Genomic DNA, 19,429 nt, shown 5'->3' on the forward strand with positions numbered 1-19,429 from the left:
GCTGCGATTTTTATCGATTAGTCTGCACTTTCCACTGATTTTGCTTCATTTTCCCTAACTGAGCTATTTTTCGATAAAATTCGAATCATATAGACCAAAAAAAACAGACCTAGTCTATACTCTAAGTCCGCTTCACTTTACTCCTAATTCATAATTCCCTCATCCATTTCCCGCTTTATATTTATGTCATCCAGACTTTTAAAGGTATACCCTCGTTTCTTTAAGTCCTTAATTGCTTGTTCGAGTGCATCCGCATTATCTTTAGAAACGGTGTGCAAAAGGAGAATACAACCAGGATGGACCTGTGACATAATATTATCATAGCTGTATTTCCACCCCTTTTGCTGATCTGTTTTCCAGTCCACAAAAGCTAGCGACCAAAATACTTGTGTATAGCCCATTTCTTTTGCTAATTTTAGTGTTCTTTCACTAAAAATTCCTCGTGGGGGCCGCAAATAAGTCATGCCTTTTTTCCCTGTCAGGCTTTCTGTTTCAGCAACAACACTTTCCAACTCGCTTTTTAGCTTTTCATCTGATACTTGGGTGAAATCTGGATGGTGATAGGAATGATTTCCTATTATATGTCCTTCGTTTGCCATTCTTTTCACTAAATCGGGAGCTGTTTTTAAATAATGTCCAGTAATAAAAAATGTTCCAGGCACTTTCTCTTTTTTTAAAACATCCAATATTTTTCCGGTATAGCCATTTTCATAACCATTATCAAATGTTAAATATAGTACTTTTTTATCGGTATTTTCTTTATAATATGCCCCATATTTTCCTAAAAGCTCATCTAATTCTTTTCCGGCTTCTGCCGGCGCTTCATTTGCCGCTTTTTTAAATCCCCAATGAATCGGCTGATTGGAAACTGCATATGCTGGCGTTAAATTCATTCCCAAAAGCAAACATAGTATAAAAGCATATTGAACAAACTGCTTCACTTTTTCTCCTCCTTGTACAACTTTTTCTTAGTGTTTGTGTTAAGGAGGAAAAGATGCTTGGATATTAATAGCAAAAAAGCAGCTACTATTTAGCGGCTGCTTGAAACGCTTTATTTGAAAACTGTGTCTTTGAATTGAGTGAGTTTCTCTAAGGAAGATTGCTCTACATCTTTATGGAGGGAATTTCCATGTGAATCCATTGTAACAACTGCTTTAAACCCCTCTACTTTTAAATGCCACATTGCTTCTGGAATCCCAAATTGCATTAAATCGACGCCTTCTACAGATTTAATGCAGTCTGCATAATATTGAGCTGCACCGCCAATCGCATTTAAATAGACGCCTCCATGATCTTTTAATGCTTCTAACGTTTTTTGTCCCATGCCGCCTTTTCCAATTACTGCCCGAATGCCAAATCTTTTCATAATATCTCCTTGATAAGGCTCTTCTCGAATGCTTGTTGTTGGTCCTGCTGCTTTGACATGCCATTTGCCATCTTTATCCTTCAACATAACCGGTCCACAATGATAGATAATTTGGCCATTTAAATCAATAGGAGCATCATTTGTGTTTAAGTATTTATGAATGGCATCTCTGCCCGTATATATCATGCCATTGATTTGCACTACATCGCCTACTTTTAGCTTGCGGATATCTTCTTCCCTGATTGGAGCCTGTAATGTGATGACATCTTCTTTATCGGCAGAAGGATTTTGCCCCTGTTCTTTGCTAAAATCTATTTTCTCCCCATCTTGATATTTCCACTCGGCTATTTCTCCGCTATTTGCATTCACTTTTACCGCCAGTCGGCGGAATGCCCAACAATTATAGGCAACAGATACAAAAAAACTTGCAGGAATTCTGTTCATAACACCGATTTTGCATCCCAAAAGGGTTGTTTCGCCGCCAAATCCCATTGTACCAATGCCGAGTTTATTGGCATTTTCTAAAATATAGGCTTCCAACTCTGCAAGTTCTGCAATTGAATTTGTATCATCTACTGAACGAAATAATTGTTCTTTCGCTAAATCATATCCTGCAGAGCGATCACCACCTATGCCTACCCCAATAAATCCCGCGCTGCATCCTTGTCCTTGTGCTTGATAAACAGAATGCATAATGCACTTTCTGATGCCATCTAAATCTCGGCCTGCCCTCCCTAGTCCTTCTAACTCACAAGGCAGACTGTATTGAATATTTTTATTTTCACAGCCGCCACCTTTTAAAATAAGCGCTAACTCGATATAATCCTTTTCCCACTGCTCAAATTTAATGACAGGAGTACCTGCCCCTAGATTATTGCCGCTATTTTCACCTGTGAGAGAGTCTACGGAATTAGGTCTTAGTTTTCCATTTTTTGTTGCTAATTCCATCGCTTCATAAATAGCAGCTTTTATCTCCAGCTGATTTGTTTGAATTGGCGTTTTAATTTTAAATGTTGGCAAGCCAGTATCTTGGCAAATTGGCGATACTTCCTCATCTGCCATGCTGATATTTTGTGTAATAGTCGCTAAACTCATGGCGGAGCGTGTCCCAGCACTTTCTAATGCCTTTGCTTTTTTGATTGCTCTTCGTACATCTTTCGGAAGATTTGTTGAAGTTTCTACAATCAGTTGATAGATGCTTTCCTTTAAATTTTTCAAATACATGTTGCTCTTCCCCCTTAAGAACCCTTACTCTTAAAACTATTTTGCTGTTACAATCTGCCTAAATATTCAAAAAAACATTCTACTAAAAAGTATACTCCTCTTAAGGGAATGTGAGAAGTAATATGCAATCGCTTCCAATAGATAATACGTTATTTCCTATTAAAAGTTTAGTTATCTTCTTTACAAATAACGGATAATGCTTTCCTTTTCTGAAAGGTGATACAATTATGAACCTTCACTTCAAAATAAAACCCCAGATTTCTCTGGGATTCATTTATTCTTATAAATCTCTATGTTTAAATTCATTGCATTTGGATTCAATATCATCAATCATTTCAATTAAACGATCAATATCTTCTAATTCCGCTTCTTCTGGATCGATTGCATCCAATACCTCTAAAAACATATTTAGTCTTGTTTTTAAAAAATCTACTTGTTCATTTTTGCCTGTAATAGAATTGCCCAATACTTTTCTCTCCCTTCACTACTGTATCCATCCTACCGAATTTTTTAGCTTTCGGCAATATTTTCCCGATTCTTTCCTCTTTATATGTTTGCACATTTTTTATATTTTTACACACGCAAGTGACTTTTTCTGCTGACAAAAAAACACCACCATGATTAATTAATCGTGATGGCCATTTATGATAGACTATTAATAAGATTCATTTTACAAACATAAGCATTTAAAGAACAGGATGACTATTTACCATACGATTGCCTTGAACAGCAGGCAGGTTCTCCTCATCCTGATGTGCAGTTGATTCAAGATTTGGCATTACAGTATTTCCAGCTTCTTTAATTTTTCCTGTAATCGACTTTATTTCACCTTTTGAATGATGAAGTGTATCCATTGTTTCTTGTGTAATTTCTTTTACATCGCTAGTTCTTGCAGAAACGGTTCGTTGTATCTGTTCATAAAGCGCTTGTCCATCACGCAAAGCATCTTTTAATACCGCTTGAGCATAATGAAGTTTTTCGCTGATCTGTTCTTTTGCTTCTTTTGGATTTTCTTTTATTTCATAAAACATTTTTCCTGAGTTAATTTTTATATTTTGAAATTTTTCTAGAACATTTTTCCTTGTAGTCGAATCGAGGAGAGAAAATGCAGTACCAATGAGTCCACCTATTACCATACCAGTCATTAATTTATTATGTTTTGCATTAGACATATAAGCCATCTCCTTTTTTCAGTCTTGCTGTTCTTTTCCCTGCTCGACAGATTTTAAACAAAAAAAGAGTTTGACATTACGATATTTTCGCTCAATAATGACTAAAGATTTTAATGAAGAAAGAGCAATATTATGATTTTGATAGGAGTAATTAACATGAATAAACAAATAACCAAACTTAAAAGCACTCCCAAAAATGATGCTTGGGAGGCTTATCTTGATATTGAAAATTATGGCAGGTCAACTCTTTCAAGTGTTGAATTTACTACAACTAATCTCTGCAATATGAGATGTGCCCATTGTGCTGTAGGTCAATTACTTACTCACAAAGATGCTCCAGCACTTCCTATAGAATTATTGCTACAGAGATTGGATGAGATACCAACATTAAGAACAATTAGTATTACTGGAGGAGAGCCAATGCTTTCCTTAAAGTCAGTACAAAACTATGTGTTGCCTTTATTGAAATATGCTCATAACAGAGGTATCTATACTCAGATAAATTCTAATCTAACTCTAGACCTTGACAGATATATGATGATAGCACCTTACTTAGATGTATTACACATTTCCCATAATTGGGGAACAGAGAATGAATTTATAGATATAGGCTTTGCTATGATGAATAGAAAACCTACTAGAGAACAGAGAAAAGCAATGTTTGACAGAATTATTACCAATTCTAGAGCATTATCTGATTTAGGAGTTTTGGTATCTGCTGAGACTATGCTAAACAAAAGTACTTTACCTCATTTAGAAAAAATTCATAAGCAGATAGTAGAGGATATGGGATGTAAAAGGCATGAGATTCATCCTATGTATGAGAGTGGGTTTGTTGCTATGACAGCACCTAACAAATCGAAAGATTCATTACTTACTATGCATCCATCTGACTTTGCATCAACACTTGAAACGTTATCCCTAAATGAAATTAGAGAAAGCATCAACCAGCTTTTAGATATTCGAGATGAAAATGTATGGATGCTTTTTGGAACACTTCCTTTCTATCCATGCAACAGCAAAAAAGAAGATCTTAATCTTTTAAATCGCTTATATAACAGTAAAAATGTGACCGTACGGAATGATCCTGATGGCCGTTCCCGCTTAAATGTTAATATTTTTACAGGGGATGTAATTGTGACTGACTTCGGCGATACACCAGCATTAGGAAATATTAAGCATGATCAATTAGAAGATATATTCAAAAAATGGATGCAAACAGATTTAGCATCTTCCCTTAACTGCCACTGTCCAAGCGTTCAATGTTTAGGACCAAATGTATTGGTAAAAAACAGCTATTATCAAAATATAGACTTTTCTACAAGAAAAGCACTTATTTCTAAATAACAAAAAAATGGATATAAACATAAATCGCACCCATTCAGAGTAAAAATGGGACGGTTTTGAGTTGATCGAAAACGCTTGTCTTTTGAGGCGAGCAAAAAAGCGAGCGTTTGTCGACAGCCTCAATGGATGCAATCAAAAATTGCATCCATCTTTTTTATTATCTTGGTTTATCGCTTGCAACAAAACCAAATGATACGTGGTCTTGGACCGGAATCCATGCTCCAATGCCCTGTGATGTCACATTTTTTACAACAATTGTTTTTTTGCTGCCTTTTAACATCAAATAAACTTCCCCATAAGTCACTTTTCCTTTTTCATTTACTGCCGGTGCATATCCATATAAATAACCAAGTTTTTTTGCTGGAATATTATAGACATGGTCTTTTTTCGTTCCAATTCCAATCACTGTTTCAAAACCGAGAGATAATCCAGAATTCTGCGTCGCTTTAACTAGCATCATTTTTTTTACTTCTTCCGCACTTGGAATTTTTGCCGTTAAACCGCCTCGAACAATCTTTTGCACCTCTTGTGCATAATGAATTTGATAAGGAGCTTTTCCCCCTCTATTATCATAAAAATTTGTATTAATTTTTTGATATTCCCAGTTTGGAGCTGTTTCCGTCGATTCATAATTAAGAGGCCATTGTCCTAAATATACAATAGCTTTATACCCAAGAGCGAAAGGTGTACTATTTACTGTACTTTCATTTAACATGCGAATTAAATCTGGGTTTTCAATTTTCACTTTAGATGAATTAATCAGCTCCTGCGTCAGTTCACTCGGCTGCAGTTTTGGCATATCTTGTGCTGGATTTGGATACGTATTCTCTTTTGCAATATTGGTTACCGAGTTTGGAATAACAACTAGATGGGACTTTTCTTTATCCACTTGTTTCTTTTTTTCTTTTTCAGCAGATACAGGTGTTATAATCATTAGCATCATGATAAAAGTTAATAGAACAGTCGATATTTTTTTTATCAAGGTAAGAACTCCCTTCCAATACACTAACTATAAATTATTTATAGTTATTTTCTTCGGAGTTCTTATTTTCTATCCATCTTTTTTTATTTAATCGACAATTTATTCATGATTATATTGCAATAAGGATGAAAAAATTGAATAGCTGGTCCGATTCCAAATGCAATAATAACCGTTCCTACACCAATTGGTCCATTTGCAAGCAAAGCAAATACCAAAGCAAGTATCTCTCCTATTAGTTTTGCTGCCATAATATTCAACCCAAATTTTGTTTGGATGCTAACCATAAAATGATCAATTGGATTTAAAGGAAAGCTTGCTTGTAAGTATAATGCAATCCCTAAACCGACAATCACCAATCCAACCATTAAAAGGATTAGCTGGTTCGTAAAATAAAAATAATTAAAATGATGAAGCAAATGCGCCATCCAGAAGTCAACAAAAAAACCTAAAATAAACACCGTGAACAGAGACAATAGCTCTGGTTTTTTCTTCATGAGATATGCATTAATAAAAATTAAAAAAATGCCAATAATAATAATCCAGCTTCCAATCGTTAGACCAATTAATTGGGATAATCCAACATTTAAAGCATCCCAGGGACCTGCTCCCAAATTTGCCTTTATCGTCAACGTGGCACCAAATGACAGTATTAATAGCCCAACTATATAAAAAAGACTTCGATAAAATATTGCCATGCTACTCTCTCCCTTTAAAGTACTTGTCCCTAATACATATGCGCAAGTCTCCATTATCTTGAATAAAATTTCAAAAATAAATAATCAGAATATTTACATTTATTTAAATTTATTTTATAATAAATGTATCAAATAGAAGGAGGGCAGCCAGTCATATCGCTTTTTTAAAATAGTAAAGGAGGAAAAAAGAATTTTAATAACTCATCAATCAGCCAGTAGTTTATGTACATTAACAATTTATAAAGGTTGGTGATCCGATGGAAGCGACTTGATTTACTCCCTAAAGAAAACATAATAACGATTAAATATATACTTATAAAAAAGAATAGAGAGGATGATTTATAACAAAAAAGCCAATCCGCTTTAAAAAAGCGGATTGGCTTTTGTTTTGCCGTTAACAATCAGCTGAAAATGATAACCTCTGCTGAATTATAATAAATAAAATCCAATGCCCATAATAACATATGCTGCAAGCAATGTAGCACCTTCAAACCAGTTCGTTTCCCCATCATTAGAAATAATGACCATCAATAAAACAGATGCTGCCATTGATACAAGTTCCGGCAGGGTAAACACAAGAGATAATGAAGTTGGGAAAAACAAAGATAAAAGAACAAGCACTGGAGCAACAAACATCGCTATTTGCAATGTCGATCCAATAGCAATTTCTACAGCTATATCCATTTTATTTTTATATGCCATTACTACAGCTGATGCATGTTCTGCTGCATTTCCCACAATTGCAACAATGATTATCCCTATAAATAGCTCTGACCAGCCAAAAGATTCTGCAACTACTTCAAATGTATGTACCAAATTCTCAGAAACATACGCAACAGCTAATGTTGCAATAGCTAATATAGCAATGCTTTTTTTTACAGACCATTCTGGCGTTTCCTCGTGTGCATGCTTATTTTCTCCTTCTGTCTGATAAACGCCTCGATGGGTAACCAATTTAAAAAATAATGCTGCTACATATAAAAGAATAAGAATGATGGAAATTCCTATACTTAAAGATTGTGTTTCACGTTCTGTCATCGAGATGGAAAATACTTCTGGTATAACAAATGCAACAATAACAGCAAACATCAATAAACCAGAATTATGTCTCGCATCAAAGACATTGTAATGCTGTCTTTTGTATTTAATGCCACCAATAAAAAAGGAAAGTCCCGCAACAAGAAGCAAGTTTCCCAGTACAGAACCAGTTAAAGATGCAAGCACCACTTCCGTTAATCCTTCTCGCAGTGCAAAAATGGCAATAATCAATTCGACTGCATTTCCAAAAGTAGCATTAAGCAAACCGCCGATTCTTGGACCGGCAACTATTGCCAAACTTTCTGTTGCTCTCCCCATAAAACTAGAGAGGGCAATAATGGTTAAACAATAGATAATAAACATCATTATACTCGGCAAATGCATAAGAGAACCAATAATAGATAATGGCACACCTATAATAGCTGCAAACATAAAAATTTTATTGACCACACTATCCTCTTCCTTTCATTTTCTAAATTTTAACTTTCCCCATTTATACATAAGATAAACATAGGAACAACCAGACATTCCTTCCAAATCTCACCACTTATTTTAACATAGTTTGATTTCTGAAAAAGAAGGATAAAAACAAAAAGAGTACACAAATTATAGTAGTATATAAGCCCAAAAGGAGTGTTGCCGTTTTGACTAAAGATAAAATTATCCATCTATTTAAACACCATAAAATTGGTACATTAGCAACTATTAAAGACAATAAACCTTACAGTCGATTTATGCTTTTTTTTGCTAAAGAATTAACCTTATATAGCGCTACAAATAAACAAACACATAAAGTGGATACAATCGAGGAAAATACTTCTGTGCATATCTTGCTTGGTCTAGAGAACGGCGGCTATAATGGCGCATATTGTGAAGTAGAAGCAAATGTAGAAATTGATGAAACACCTGAAAATAAAGAAGCCTTTTGGTCCGATCAATTAAGCAATTGGCTGACTGGTCCAAATGATCCTAATTATGCGCTGCTTAAAATTACACCACATAAAATCCGTTATTTTGCAGATGTTGGAGCAGAAGCAGAAGAAATCTCTTTATAACCTTTATTCACCTAAGAACATGCCGCTATAAAGCATGTTCTTTTTTATTTGCAAACCATGGCTTTTCCAGTTAACATCTTTAGGGACGCTAAGTTTTTTCATCTATGATTTTATCTTGGGGAGAGTACAAATTTATGGAAAACAAAAAATTTTGGATATTAATTATGATTGTCAGCATTTCTGGTTTTAGTCAAGGCATGCTCCTTCCTCTTATTTCTGTTATTTTTGAAAATGATGGAATTCCTTCGACATTAAATGGATTAAACGCAGTTGGCCTATACATTGGCATATTGCTTATTTCACCGTTTATGGAATACCCGCTCCGCAAGTTCGGCTATAAACCAGCCATTTTAGTTGGCGGATTAACAGTTATTACAGCACTTGCCCTTTTTCCATTATGGAAATCATTTTGGTTTTGGTTCTGTTTACGGATGTTAATTGGCATCGGCGATCATTCTTTGCATTTTGCTACCCAAACGTGGATTACCTCTCAATCAGAAGAAGCAAAACGAGGAAAAAATATATCCTTATACGGACTGTTTTTTGGGATTGGTTTTGCAGTTGGCCCTATGCTGACTCCATTGGTAAAAATAAATGAAGCCTTCCCCTTTATCCTGTCTTCCTTCTTATGTTTATGTGCATGGATTTTTATTTTCTTTATTCGAAATGATTTTCCACAGCAAACGATTGAAATAAATACTTTTAAGGAAACGATAAAACGTTTCGCTCGTACTATGAAATATGCCTGGGTGGCCTTTCTTCCTCCATTAGCATATGGTTTTTTAGAATCCAGTCTTAATTCCATTTTTCCAATTTATGGACTTCGAATTGGCATGGAAGTAGTTCACATCTCTTTTCTTTTAACTTCCTTTGCGATTGGTGCGATTGTTTTTCAGCTTCCTCTTGGCATATTAAGCGATAAATACGGACGAAGAAAGATATTGATCACCATTTTATTTTTTGGATTTTTTTGCTTTTTAACCGCCAGCCTATTTGAAGATTTTCTGTCGATTATTGGTCTATTACTTTTTCTTGCTGGCATGAGTGTTGGATCTACCTTTTCCTTAGGAGTTAGCTATATGACAGATCTTGTTCCCACAAACCTTTTGCCTACAGGAAATTTATTATGTGGAATGGCATTTAGCATAGGCAGTTTAACAGGACCATATTTAGGTGGACTATTTATTCAAATTTTTAAAGAATTTAATTATTTTTTATTTATCAGCAGCATCCTTTTTATTTTAAGCTTAGCTCTATTTTTTTTCGGAAAACAAAATACAGCAAAAACAAACTAATTTTAACGAACAAATCAATGTTCAATGCATAATTTATATGGTAGGATATAGATAATTAAATACATTATGCCGACAAGCAATTTTTATTGCTTGTATCCAGACATCAAAGAAAAAATAATGCTGTCACCTAAATAGGTGGCAGCTTTCGTGTTTTTTAAGGGTAATGAATGTGATTATCTCTCTCATTGAGAAAAAAGAACCAAACAGGAGGTATTAAAAATGACCGCAGAAACAAAAATTCTTAGTCAGGAACAGGAACAGCTAGCAAAAAACTCACTTTTTGAAAACATAATGCCCCATGCAGAACTAATTGCTGCAGGATTAAGCGGAATTCTTATTTTACTTGGATGGATATTCACCCATTTCGGGGAGGAGCCATTATCTATTGTTGCCTATATTCTAGCCTTTATTATCGGCGGATTTGCCAAAGCAAAGGAAGGCATAGAAGAAACGATTGCCAATAAAGAGCTAAATGTAGAGATGCTGATGGTATTTGCAGCAATAGGTTCTGCCACTATCGGCTATTGGACAGAAGGAGCTATTCTTATTTTTATCTTTGCTGTAAGCGGAGCATTAGAAACTTATACAATGAATAAAAGCCATAAAGAAATCTCATCTCTTATGAGTCTGCAGCCAGAAGAAGCTGTAAAACTTCTTCCAGATGGCAGAGAAAAAGTGGTTCCTGTAGCAACACTAGTGATTTCAGATATGATTCTCATTAAACCAGGTGAAAGAATTCCTGCAGACGGAAAAATCATTACAGGGGATACTGCTATAGATGAAGCAGCAATTACTGGGGAGTCCGTTCCTGTAGCTAAAGGAATAAAGGATGATGTCTTCGCTGGAACAGTTAATATCACTGGATCAATTACTGTGGAAATTACAAAAAATACAAACGAAACACTTTTCCAGAAAATTATTACATTGGTGCAATCGGCACAAAGTGAAAAGTCTCCTTCCCAAGCTTTTATTGAAAAATTTGAAGGAACATATGTTAAAGTTATTCTTTCTATTGTTTTAATTATGATGGTTCTTCCCCACTTTCTATTTGGCTGGAGCTGGAATGAAACATTTTATCGAGCGATGATTTTACTTGTTGTAGCATCTCCTTGTGCCCTAGTTGCAAGCATTATGCCAGCAACTCTATCAGCTATTTCAAATGGCGCCCGAAATGGAATCCTTTTTAAAGGAGGTGTCCATTTAGAAAACTTGGCACATATATCAGCAATCGCTTTTGATAAAACAGGAACACTTACCCAAGGAAAACCGGTTGTAACAGATGTAATCGTGCAAAAGGAGCTAGATGAAAAATCCATTCTTTTGACTGTCGCAAGCATTGAAAATCAAGCTAATCACCCTTTGGCAAAAGCGATTGTGCAATATGCTAAAACTATGTACAAAGAGGATGTTTTAAAGCCGCAAAGCATTCAGGATACTTCCGGTTGGGGAGTTAAAGCAATCGTAGACAACGAAGAATGGAAAATTGGCAAAGCAGAATTTGTCGGCAAAACAGCAGCTTTCATTTTCGCTGATCATGCTTATGATCGTTTCTCCGAAGAAGGAAAAACAGTAGTGTTTGTACAAAAGGAAGAAAAAATAATTGCACTTATCAGCTTAAAGGACATTGTTCGAACAGAAACAAAGTCAGCAATTAAAACATTAAAAGAACAAGGCATCCATACCATTATGCTGACTGGCGACAGCACAAAAACAGCAAGCGCCATAGCAGAAGAAAGCCATATTCATGAATATCTGGCAGAATGTCTGCCAGATAAAAAAGTCTCTTATATTAAAGAACTAAAAGAAAAGTTTGGAAATGTAGCAATGGTAGGCGATGGCATTAATGATGCTCCTGCGCTTGCAACCGCAAATGTCGGCATTGCCATGGGAGAAGGCACAGATGTTGCCTTAGAAACCGCTGATATTGTTTTAATGAAAAATGACTTGCCTCGGATAGCAGAAGCCATTAAATTATCCCGTAAAATGAATAGAATTGTAAAACAAAATATTATTTTTTCCATAACAGTTATTATGCTGCTTATCTGCACAAACTTTTTGCAAATATTAGATCTTCCATTTGGTGTAATCGGCCATGAAGGCAGCACAATATTAGTAATATTAAACAGTCTGCGTTTGCTGCGAAATTAAACAAAAAAGGATGAGTTTTAAAACTCATCCTTTTTTGTTTATAAATTATTAGTGATATCCATTTTGACCATTTGCAGAACCAGATGTTTTATGTTTTGGTTTGTTTTTTCCTTTTTGTTTTGTGCCGCCATCTTTTTTTGTATGTTTAGTCATTGTAGGTGCCCCCTATGTGTTTGATTACTTCCCCTCTATTAGTGTGTGCCCTGCCACTCGTTTTATAATGGCAATTTTACCTAGCACTTTTTCTTTTTATCTGTAAAATAAGCATTAATCTCTCCGCCTATCATAATAATAACACCCGTTAAATAAAACCAAACCATTGTGATAATAATAGCTCCAATGCTGCCATATGTAGCAGAATAATTCCCAAAATTCCCTACATAATAAGAAAACCCTAAAGAAGCAACAACCCATCCTACTGTGGCAAATATTGCTCCAGGAATAGCGCTGACACACTTCATTTTCTTATTTGGAGCAATCCAATAAAGCGCTAAAAATACAATAAATAAAATAACAGGAGGAACTAAAAAGCGAATGGCTCTCCAAACAGATAAAAATTCTTCTGATAGATTAAACTGGCTAAATAAAAAAATTCCTATTTGTTCTCCAAAAACCGGAAGCAATAAAGCAATAACCAGCACTGCAATCATACCTAAGGTCAATACAATCGACATTGCTCTTGCAACAACAAAAGATCTTGTTTCTTCCACATCATATGCTTTATTAAATGCTTTTACAATTGCATTTAAACCATTTGATGCAGACCATATTGTCCCAATAATCCCAATCGATAATAATGTACCATTTTTGCTGAGCACCTGATCTAGATTAGACTCAATTATATCCATGCTTTCTCCAGGTGCAAATGTTTCAAACATGCCTAATAAATCCCCTTTGGTTATTGGTAAATATGGAAGCAATGTCATAATAAAAATAATGAGGGGAAAGATTGATAATAAAAAATAATAAGCTAATTGTGCGGCTAAATCGAAGACGTCATCTTGTTGTATTCTTTTAATTAAATCTTTCGCAACTGTAAATGCCTCTCCCAATCTTTTTCACCTTCCTAACGGACTTCACTGTTTTTTTATAGATGTTTTCTTTTTCCCCTTTATATACATGATAAAAACATATCTATATCGCATTTTATTGATTTTATATACAGAAAGACTTAAAGGACGGAAAAACAAGCGATGGTATTATTTTCTACCACGCTTGTTTCCCTTACTGATGAAAAGTGAGGCACTAACGGAGAATTGCCAATACTAATATTCAGGTAAATATTGAATGCTTGAGATTTGCTTTCTAGGCTCTTTGCCTCTATTAGAGAAAGCATCTTTTGTCTCTTTCACAATACTTGCAATTGCTGGAGTCACCTGCTTTAACTCTTCAACCTTTTCTAAAATAAAAGCAACATCTTCTGAAACTTTTTCAGCAGTCGTTTTTATCTTTTCAGAAGTGGTTGTGACAGATGATGTTAACTGGTCCAAATCAGTAACAGAGCTTTTGACTTTTTGCATGCTTTGCAGGGAATTCCTTCTTGTTTGTTTATCTAGGAGACTTAAAGATGCACCTACAAGACTTCCCAATACTACACCTTGAAAAATATTTATATGCATCATTTCCTCCACCCTTTCTTCAATACCTGTTAAACAACTTCAATCAGCCTAAACATATTTTCTCAAAATTTATAGGTTGTTTTTATTTCTGCTAGCAGCGCTTTGCACCCCTTCGTTACCAACTCATATACTTCTTCAAAATTGCCAGTAAAATAAGGATCTGGTACTTCTTTTCCCTTTTCTTCTGCTGTATAATCCATTAGCAGCCTAACTTTTGTTTTAGAATCTGCACTTAATTTTTGAATATTCCCGATATTACTTCCATCCATTGCAATTAAATATTCAAATTGATCAAAATCGTCCTTGATAAACTGTCTGGCAAAAATGCCTTCATCACTAATATTATTAGTTTTCAATATATCTCTTGTACCCTGATGAGGAGTTTTGCCAGCATGCCATCCACCTGTTCCTGCAGAATCACAGCCTATTTTACCTTCAAGGCCTTCCTGTTTTACTAAATTCCGAAAAATTGCTTCAGCCATAGGCGAACGGCAAATATTGCCTAAACAAATAAAAAGGACATTTACTACCATTATAGTTTCCTCCATTCATTTTCATAACATACATTACAGACTAGCATTTCCATACATTTGAAGCAACACTCCATCATAAAGGGAAACTTAAATAAATAGAGATTTCTCTATTCCTCACTTATTATAAATAGGTCACACAGACATTGCCGCAAAATATCTGGGTATTATAAATAAGACTGCATTCTTTTATATCGAGCTTTTCAGACAGCTCCACTCATATGGATTTCTCCTGACCTTTCACAATCTTAAGATAATATGGTACTTGCTGCCTGTTAATGCATTATCAAAGAGAAAGACAATTTGTATTTGACTTTTATACAAACCCATGAAAAGATGGACTAAACAAAGAACAAAAAATGAACAATGTAGAATGGAAAGGGGAAAATAAACATGAATTTAAGTGCTAAATCAACAGAAAATGTTGAATACATGATTGAAAAAATTAAAGAAAAGTTAAAGGTTTTAAATTTCGGGGCAATCAAACCATCACATTTCGATGAAGAGATGTATGAGGAATTAAAAGAAATTTACGAACATGTCATGAAAAAAGAATCCTTTAGCCCAAATGAAATGCAAGCAATTGCTGAAGAATTAGGATCCTTGCGTAAACAATAATTAAAAAGGAGATTCATGCAAAAGGAATCTCCTCCACTCTTTCCTTCTATCGACAGTCTTGATCTGTTAAAATAACAGGTCCGTCTTTCATAATAGCTATCGTGTGTTCATATTGTGCAGAATATTTTCCATCTCTTGTACGAGATGTCCAACCATTATCATCCATCTTCATTGCATATCCTCCTATATTTACCATTGGTTCAATGGTAAATACCATGCCCTCCTTTATGCGAGGCCCTTTACCTGGCAGCCCATAATGAGGAACATTAGGCTTTTCATGGATAGCCGTTCCTATTCCATGACCTACAAATTCCCTTACAACAGAGAACCCTTGACTTTCCACATATCGCTGAATTGCATAACCGATATCACCAATGCGATTTCCAATTTTTGATTCATTAATGCCAATATATAATGCCTCTTTGGTTGCTTGCAATAATCGTTCTTTCTCCTCAGAAATCTGTCCAATTGCATATGTCCAGGCAGAGTCAGCCAGTGCTCCATTATAATTTACTACCATATCAATTGTGACAATATCTCCTGTCTGAAGCACCGTTTCTCTTGGAAACCCGTGACATATTTCGTCATTAATGCTTGCACAAGTGGCATATGGGTAATCTCTATATCCTTTTTGTTCTGGTGTTGCCCCATTTGCTTTTAAATAACTTTCTACAAATAAGTCGATTTCCATTGTAGTAATTCCCGGTTTAATTCTTTTAGCAATTTCTTTATGACAATTCGCTAATATTTTTCCTGCCATTTTCATTTTTTCAATTTCTCTTTTTGATTTTAATACAATCATTTCCATCTTCCTCCCTAGTGATGCCCCAAAACATTATGCCTGAAAATAAGTTATTTCTTTGCCTAGTCAAAAAAGAAGTTTCATTTCCTTAATATATATACACCAAAACAGAAAAAAACGCTATTTGTTCTTGTTTATTCCTTATGTATTTCTATCATTTATGCACAAAAAAAGGGAGATAATTCTCCCTTCAGCATATAGATAAAATCCAAAATGAAAACTTTCCGGCTAATCGAAAATGGTTGACTTTCAAAGCATGAAACCTTGGGAGGAGCGAAGTTACCAAAGTAGGTAATGGAACTCCGAATAAGGTGCACATCGAAGAAAGCGAGTGTTTGTCGACAACCTTTTACTTTTATTGCAATAGACCTAAGGATTCCTTAATAAAGGCTGGAATATCTTCAGGTGTTCTGCTTGTTACTAATTGATTGTTGCAAACAACTACCTCTTGATCTTTATAGGTGGCTCCAGCATACTCCATATCTACCTTAATTGATTGATATCCTGTTGCATTTCTTCCTTCCAATGTTTTTGCCGTAATAAGTAGCTGCGGCCCATGACATATCGCAAACACTGGTTTTTTAGCTTCCATAAAAGCTTTTGTAAATGAAACAAATCGACCATCTGCACGAAGCTGGTCAGGAGAAAAGCCACCTGGAATAAATAATGCATCAAATTCATCTGGATTTACTTCATCAATTCCCTTATCAATTTTTACTGTTGCTTCCTTTTGTTTTCCCTCTACTGACTTGCCAGCTTCTGATTCAATCGTAATAACTTCATGACCAGCTTCCTTAAATGCTTTAGCGGGCTCCGTAAATTCTACATCCTCAAACATATTTGTAAGAACTGTTGCTATTTTTTTACCCATGTTTCTCATCTCCTTATTGGTTCGTTTCATAAATTAGTTTCCCCAAATATTAAAGATAAAACATGCTAGTAAAATCGTACACTTTTATCGTTAAACTTTCCCTTCTACAACATCATCTGCTATTTGAGAGCCATTTAAATAATGGAAAAATCGTTAAACAAAAAATTACAGCTTTTAATATCAGTATTTTTCTATCATCTATATGTCTGTTTAAATGAATATTTTTTATTTGTTCATAATTATATACTCATTTGGATACATATATAACTATTGAACAATTGTATATATGTGTGATTGATATCACTTTTAATTATATTTTTTTAAAATTAATCTAAACCACTTTAAAAACAGTAATTTTTTACATAACAAAGGTTTATTTCATTGTTCAGCGGGTATTTATAAAAAGGGTCTTTTTGAAAATGATTAGTTTAAATTGTGAATAATTAGTGGCATTTTCTCTAATAAATCATTGAACAAATTGTTCTTTATATGGAACTTTTTATATATATTTGTTATTATATTAATACATATAGTGATAAGGTGAGTGAGGCTGTATGATTGGCGATCGTGTTAAAAAGCTCCGCTTAGAAAAAAGGATGTCTTTATCAGAATTAGCTGAGCAAGCGGGCGTTGCTAAATCCTATTTAAGTTCTTTAGAAAGAAATTTACAATCTAATCCTTCCATACAATTTTTAGAAAAAATCGCAGTGGTTTTTAATGTTCCTGTTGATCATCTTATTAATGAACAGCAAAATAAAGAGGACTTAGATTCTGAATGGCTTAAAATAGTTAAAGAAGCGATGGATTCCGGAGTATCCAAAAGCGAATTCCGAGAATTTTTAGAGTTTAATAAATGGCGAATTGAACAAAAAAATAGAACTTCTATAGACTAAATCTCCATCTGTTCAACATATAAACATATATCGTTTTAATAAGCGATGTCCCTTTTCAGAGAAATTCTTGGCATATTTCTAAATTATGTATGCCATGGCATGATAATTTATTTGGCTCGGCTATTAAGCTTAGCCTAAGCATTTTTAGAGACCTACTAAAAATTATTCAAAAAACTAATCTTTAAAGTAAAAAAGACACAAATGGCTTTGTGTCTTTTTTACTTTTTGCTGACAGTCATTAACCATTTTTTAGAATTGGGAACTCATTCTGATTATTGCAAATGAACTTTCTGATTTCTTCTATATTTAACCCTAAATTTTTTGCTTCTTTTATTAATTGAAGCCATTCAATGTCCAGCTCTACTGCCCATAATTTTTGATTCATCATCTAATTATTTCCCTCCCAAAAACACTTTTGTATTTTTGCAATCGGTTGTCATTCTAATACTTAATCTTTCATTGATTTACCTTTGAGCTACTGGACAGTGTAACAGAGCAATAAAGGGACTAAAGATAGTACTCCCTATTAATTAATCAATATTGAATTAAAAAAATTCGATTCAATCAATTCTCAAACTCAGTGAATTAGATTAAACCCCCTCATTATTGCAACTATATTTGTCTTTCTCTATAGTGATTAAATAATTAGCTGCATTCATTTTTGTATAAAGTGAAACTTCAATCAGGATTTTATGGGCAAGTTTCTATCCACCTAGATTTTTCATTTTCTCTTGCAATCCCTTAGGTGAGGGTTTTACCGTCCGTTAATGCGTGATAAATTTGTTATAGGAATTTTTTTAGTTTTCCTCTCTATTCATAAAAATTTATTTTTATGAAAATCCTCTTACACAATCATCTCTACCATTGTATCAACACTTTTTATTAAAACTGCCTGTAGCCTTTGTTTTATTTTGGTAACTCTCTAATACTTTTTTGAAGGAATAATTAATATGAATCTGTTCAAATGTAATTGCATCAAAAAATGGATAATCTGTTAAGTTATTATTGCATATTGGACAATACCAATCACCTATCTCACTACTACTATATGATGGTCTATGACATTTATCACAGTTTTTTCTATAGATAGTTTCCACCTTCTTTTTGTAGCAATTTTATTAATTATCGCTTAACAAATAATGCCTTCTATCTAAGCATATATAACTCTAAATACTACAAATCAATTCTTTTTAACTAATAAATAAGTTCTTTTTAAAGAACAATTATTTATGGTTATTATAGTTCAAAATAATCAATTTGAAAAATTCTAAAATCCTTGATTTTTTCTCTTTAAAGAACAAATATCGTTCTTTTTCTCGAAATATCTCGTTTTTGCTAGCAAATTCGTATTTTTTATTGAACGTTTCGTTCGTTATAATGAAAGTATATGTTTATACATATACTTAAGGAGACAATTCTAAATGGTTGGAACTCAAATTAAGAAGTTACGATTAATGAAAGGATATTCAATTAATGAACTATCAGAACGCGCTGGTGTTTCCAAGTCCTATTTAAGTTATATCGAACGTGGAATCCAAAAAAATCCTTCCTTACAAATACTCTCAAAACTGGCTCATACCCTTGATACTAACCTAGAACAACTACTAGATAAAAATGATGCTGCATCTTCTCATACTTTAGATGAGGAATGGATGGAATTACTGGGATCGGCTATAAAGGAGGGCGTTACAAAAGAAGATTTTCGCTATTGCTTAGAATTTCTAAAATTCAAAAGAATAACAGATGATTTGAAATAGCAAGGTGGGAAACATTT

20 protein-coding genes are annotated in these 19,429 nt (G+C 34.1%); 7 read left to right on the plus strand and 13 right to left on the minus strand.

Going from position 1 to position 19,429, the window contains the following annotated elements; all coding sequences use genetic code 11:
• Positions 1-143 precede the first annotated feature (143 nt).
• From pdaA to NCCP28_RS18700, 4 genes are all read right to left on the minus strand, one after another.
• Complete coding sequence (gene pdaA, locus NCCP28_RS18685; RefSeq protein WP_248562860.1) at positions 144-893, minus strand: delta-lactam-biosynthetic de-N-acetylase; 750 nt, start codon at positions 891-893, stop codon at positions 144-146.
• Positions 894-1,051: 158 nt separating this feature from the next.
• Complete coding sequence (locus NCCP28_RS18690) at positions 1,052-2,590, minus strand: fumarate hydratase (protein WP_282579585.1); 1,539 nt, start codon at positions 2,588-2,590, stop codon at positions 1,052-1,054.
• Between the two features lie 280 nt (positions 2,591-2,870).
• Positions 2,871-3,056 (minus strand): SE1561 family protein, encoded by a 186-nt coding sequence (locus NCCP28_RS18695; RefSeq protein WP_248562743.1) that lies wholly within the window; start codon positions 3,054-3,056, stop codon positions 2,871-2,873.
• A 220-nt stretch (positions 3,057-3,276) separates the two neighbouring features.
• Positions 3,277-3,762 (minus strand): YtxH domain-containing protein, encoded by a 486-nt coding sequence (locus NCCP28_RS18700; protein ID WP_248562744.1) that lies wholly within the window; start codon positions 3,760-3,762, stop codon positions 3,277-3,279.
• Between the two features lie 156 nt (positions 3,763-3,918).
• Between NCCP28_RS18700 and yfkAB the strand changes: the two genes are divergently transcribed.
• Entirely contained in the window at positions 3,919-5,109 is a 1,191-nt protein-coding gene (gene yfkAB / locus NCCP28_RS18705; protein WP_248562745.1) for a radical SAM/CxCxxxxC motif protein YfkAB, read from the plus strand.
• Positions 5,110-5,266: 157 nt separating this feature from the next.
• Here yfkAB and NCCP28_RS18710 read toward each other — a convergent pair whose 3' ends face one another.
• The 3 genes from NCCP28_RS18710 to cax form a co-directional block, all read right to left on the minus strand.
• Complete coding sequence (locus NCCP28_RS18710) at positions 5,267-6,091, minus strand: YfkD famly protein (RefSeq protein WP_375709427.1); 825 nt, start codon at positions 6,089-6,091, stop codon at positions 5,267-5,269.
• A gap of 83 nt (positions 6,092-6,174) precedes the next feature.
• Positions 6,175-6,786: a YczE/YyaS/YitT family protein gene (locus tag NCCP28_RS18715; RefSeq protein ID WP_248562746.1), complete on the minus strand. Its 612-nt coding sequence runs from the start codon at positions 6,784-6,786 to the stop codon at positions 6,175-6,177.
• A gap of 429 nt (positions 6,787-7,215) precedes the next feature.
• Entirely contained in the window at positions 7,216-8,274 is a 1,059-nt protein-coding gene (cax, locus tag NCCP28_RS18720) for a calcium/proton exchanger (RefSeq protein WP_248562747.1), read from the minus strand.
• Positions 8,275-8,468: 194 nt separating this feature from the next.
• Between cax and NCCP28_RS18725 the strand changes: the two genes are divergently transcribed.
• The 3 genes from NCCP28_RS18725 (at position 8,469) to NCCP28_RS18735 (ending at position 12,322) form a co-directional block, all read left to right on the plus strand.
• Positions 8,469-8,879 (plus strand): pyridoxamine 5'-phosphate oxidase family protein, encoded by a 411-nt coding sequence (locus NCCP28_RS18725; protein WP_248562748.1) that lies wholly within the window; start codon positions 8,469-8,471, stop codon positions 8,877-8,879.
• A 134-nt stretch (positions 8,880-9,013) separates the two neighbouring features.
• The gene (locus NCCP28_RS18730; protein WP_248562749.1) at positions 9,014-10,174 is read left to right on the plus strand and encodes an MFS transporter; all 1,161 of its coding nucleotides are present in this window, start codon (positions 9,014-9,016) and stop codon (positions 10,172-10,174) included.
• A gap of 219 nt (positions 10,175-10,393) precedes the next feature.
• On the plus strand, positions 10,394-12,322 hold the full coding sequence (locus NCCP28_RS18735) for a heavy metal translocating P-type ATPase (protein WP_282579586.1): 1,929 nt from the start codon (positions 10,394-10,396) through the stop codon (positions 12,320-12,322).
• Between the two features lie 233 nt (positions 12,323-12,555).
• Here NCCP28_RS18735 and NCCP28_RS18740 read toward each other — a convergent pair whose 3' ends face one another.
• The 3 genes from NCCP28_RS18740 to NCCP28_RS18750 form a co-directional block, all read right to left on the minus strand.
• Complete coding sequence (locus tag NCCP28_RS18740; protein WP_248562750.1) at positions 12,556-13,374, minus strand: YihY/virulence factor BrkB family protein; 819 nt, start codon at positions 13,372-13,374, stop codon at positions 12,556-12,558.
• Positions 13,375-13,587: 213 nt separating this feature from the next.
• On the minus strand, positions 13,588-13,944 hold the full coding sequence (locus tag NCCP28_RS18745; RefSeq protein ID WP_248562751.1) for a YtxH domain-containing protein: 357 nt from the start codon (positions 13,942-13,944) through the stop codon (positions 13,588-13,590).
• 59 nt (positions 13,945-14,003) lie between these two features.
• Positions 14,004-14,474, minus strand: a complete 471-nt coding sequence (locus NCCP28_RS18750) for a low molecular weight protein-tyrosine-phosphatase (RefSeq protein ID WP_248562752.1) — start codon at positions 14,472-14,474, stop codon at positions 14,004-14,006.
• 390 nt (positions 14,475-14,864) lie between these two features.
• Here NCCP28_RS18750 and NCCP28_RS18755 point away from each other — a divergent pair, with 390 nt between their 5' ends.
• Entirely contained in the window at positions 14,865-15,089 is a 225-nt protein-coding gene (locus NCCP28_RS18755; RefSeq protein WP_248562753.1) for a DUF1128 domain-containing protein, read from the plus strand.
• 46 nt (positions 15,090-15,135) lie between these two features.
• Here NCCP28_RS18755 and map read toward each other — a convergent pair whose 3' ends face one another.
• Both map and NCCP28_RS18765 read right to left on the minus strand, forming a co-directional pair.
• Positions 15,136-15,891: a type I methionyl aminopeptidase gene (gene map, locus NCCP28_RS18760; protein ID WP_248562754.1), complete on the minus strand. Its 756-nt coding sequence runs from the start codon at positions 15,889-15,891 to the stop codon at positions 15,136-15,138.
• A 355-nt stretch (positions 15,892-16,246) separates the two neighbouring features.
• The gene (locus NCCP28_RS18765) at positions 16,247-16,762 is read right to left on the minus strand and encodes a type 1 glutamine amidotransferase domain-containing protein (RefSeq protein ID WP_248562755.1); all 516 of its coding nucleotides are present in this window, start codon (positions 16,760-16,762) and stop codon (positions 16,247-16,249) included.
• A gap of 554 nt (positions 16,763-17,316) precedes the next feature.
• Here NCCP28_RS18765 and NCCP28_RS18770 point away from each other — a divergent pair.
• On the plus strand, positions 17,317-17,655 hold the full coding sequence (locus tag NCCP28_RS18770) for a helix-turn-helix domain-containing protein (RefSeq protein WP_248562756.1): 339 nt from the start codon (positions 17,317-17,319) through the stop codon (positions 17,653-17,655).
• A 238-nt stretch (positions 17,656-17,893) separates the two neighbouring features.
• Here the strand turns inward: NCCP28_RS18770 and NCCP28_RS18775 are convergent, their stop codons facing one another.
• Positions 17,894-18,043, minus strand: a complete 150-nt coding sequence (locus NCCP28_RS18775; protein ID WP_309296641.1) for an anti-repressor SinI family protein — start codon at positions 18,041-18,043, stop codon at positions 17,894-17,896.
• Positions 18,044-19,076: 1,033 nt separating this feature from the next.
• On the opposite strand from NCCP28_RS18775, the gene NCCP28_RS18780 reads away from it, so the two are divergent.
• Positions 19,077-19,412: a helix-turn-helix domain-containing protein gene (locus tag NCCP28_RS18780; RefSeq protein WP_248562757.1), complete on the plus strand. Its 336-nt coding sequence runs from the start codon at positions 19,077-19,079 to the stop codon at positions 19,410-19,412.
• Positions 19,413-19,429: the final 17 nt, after the last annotated feature.

It is taken from the genome of Niallia sp. NCCP-28, assembly GCF_023168165.1.
Taxonomy (GTDB): domain Bacteria; phylum Bacillota; class Bacilli; order Bacillales; family Cytobacillaceae; genus Niallia.

Coding starts and splice junctions, on each gene's coding strand:
- pdaA (WP_248562860.1), bottom strand. CDS start 893: ATGAATTTAACGCCAGCATATGCAGTTTCCAATCAGCCGATTCATTGG.
- NCCP28_RS18690 (WP_282579585.1), bottom strand. CDS start 2,590: ATGTATTTGAAAAATTTAAAGGAAAGCATCTATCAACTGATTGTAGAA.
- NCCP28_RS18700 (WP_248562744.1), bottom strand. CDS start 3,762: ATGTCTAATGCAAAACATAATAAATTAATGACTGGTATGGTAATAGGT.
- yfkAB (WP_248562745.1), top strand. CDS start 3,919: ATGAATAAACAAATAACCAAACTTAAAAGCACTCCCAAAAATGATGCT.
- NCCP28_RS18715 (WP_248562746.1), bottom strand. CDS start 6,786: ATGGCAATATTTTATCGAAGTCTTTTTTATATAGTTGGGCTATTAATA.
- NCCP28_RS18730 (WP_248562749.1), top strand. CDS start 9,014: ATGGAAAACAAAAAATTTTGGATATTAATTATGATTGTCAGCATTTCT.
- NCCP28_RS18735 (WP_282579586.1), top strand. CDS start 10,394: ATGACCGCAGAAACAAAAATTCTTAGTCAGGAACAGGAACAGCTAGCA.
- NCCP28_RS18745 (WP_248562751.1), bottom strand. CDS start 13,944: ATGATGCATATAAATATTTTTCAAGGTGTAGTATTGGGAAGTCTTGTA.
- NCCP28_RS18750 (WP_248562752.1), bottom strand. CDS start 14,474: ATGGTAGTAAATGTCCTTTTTATTTGTTTAGGCAATATTTGCCGTTCG.
- NCCP28_RS18755 (WP_248562753.1), top strand. CDS start 14,865: ATGAATTTAAGTGCTAAATCAACAGAAAATGTTGAATACATGATTGAA.
- map (WP_248562754.1), bottom strand. CDS start 15,891: ATGATTGTATTAAAATCAAAAAGAGAAATTGAAAAAATGAAAATGGCA.
- NCCP28_RS18765 (WP_248562755.1), bottom strand. CDS start 16,762: ATGGGTAAAAAAATAGCAACAGTTCTTACAAATATGTTTGAGGATGTA.
- NCCP28_RS18770 (WP_248562756.1), top strand. CDS start 17,317: ATGATTGGCGATCGTGTTAAAAAGCTCCGCTTAGAAAAAAGGATGTCT.
- NCCP28_RS18775 (WP_309296641.1), bottom strand. CDS start 18,043: ATGATGAATCAAAAATTATGGGCAGTAGAGCTGGACATTGAATGGCTT.
- NCCP28_RS18780 (WP_248562757.1), top strand. CDS start 19,077: ATGGTTGGAACTCAAATTAAGAAGTTACGATTAATGAAAGGATATTCA.